This window comes from Thauera sp. 2A1 (genome assembly GCF_009469595.2).
Lineage (GTDB): Bacteria > Pseudomonadota > Gammaproteobacteria > Burkholderiales > Rhodocyclaceae > Thauera.
The window spans coordinates 1-1,088 of record NZ_SSXV01000133.1 but is presented as its reverse complement, the minus strand read 5'-3'; the positions used below and the strand labels follow the sequence as shown (position 1 = coordinate 1,088).

The 1,088-nt window shown below is 45.0% G+C and carries 1 protein-coding gene; it reads right to left on the bottom strand.

The window, feature by feature from the left end; translation table 11 throughout:
- Positions 1 to 1,051 (bottom strand): transposase (locus GH664_RS24055; protein WP_153170326.1); only part of this gene is annotated, 1,051 nt, incomplete at its 3' end.
- Positions 1,052 to 1,088 lie beyond the last annotated feature (37 nt).

Below are 1,088 nucleotides of genomic sequence, written 5' to 3'. Positions count from 1 at the left end.
TGCCGCAGTCGATGAAGTCTCTCTTGACATGCTGCAGGCAGGCGATTCTCATAATGTCAGGATAAGCATCCGACTCCAGTTTCCGGTAAGGAGCATATGCATCACTCTGTATGGTACCTTTATAATCAGAGAATACGTTAAGTATGACCTGCTCAGAACGTGAACCATCCTCATATACGAAGAAGACAAGTCCCAGTTTAGGCGCACTTACAGCCCAGAAGTAGCCTTTCTTCGAACCCTTGTCCGTAGGCTTTGTCTTGGCTAACAGCACTTTATGGTATGTCTCGTCTGCCGAGACATAATCCTGCTGCAACACTACTTGGCAGATAGCCTTATAGAAGTTTTCCAGTACATCGGCACTTCTGGCAATCAGTTTGTTTGCCGTGGCTTTCCTTAACGTAAACCCATTGTCGGCAAAGTATTTGATGATTCGCTCTACCGGCATGGAATAGATGTATCGCATCTGCAGGAGTCCTGCTGCAAAGGAAGGTGAATAGGAAGAATTCAACAACAGAGCCGGCGGAGTTTTCCCCGGATACATGATACTTCCATCAGTATAAGTGTTGATGTGATACACGGTCTTGATGAATTTGATGGGTTCCATGCTGTAACGTATACAGGTACGAGTTCCGAAGAGACGCAACGTCTTCAAAAACTCTGCATCCATGACTGGATCTATCGTAACATGCACCTCTTTCATCTCGTAATGCATGTCACGCTTGGCTCCGTTGTTTTTGCGTGCCTTTCTCTTTTCGGCCTGCTCTGTTTTCTTCTTGTCAAATTCCTCCTGGGTCATCGAGTCTTGTGGATTCTTTTCCTGACGTTCGGACTTCTTGCCTGAAACGAGCTTGCCGAGTGCCTTGTTCTGACGATTCGCTTTGTCAATGGCGATTCCTTTCTGGACGAGTAATTCTTCTAATGACTTTATACGTTCAATGAGTTCGTTGACCTGTGTAGTCAACGAACTCACCGTAGCATTAGCTTGCTGAAGCTGTTCGTTTGCAAGCTGAAGCTGTTCCTTTAAAAGTACTATAATTTCGTCCTTTTTCATAGTGCAAAGGTACGAAAAAATATCGAGATATGCAAGG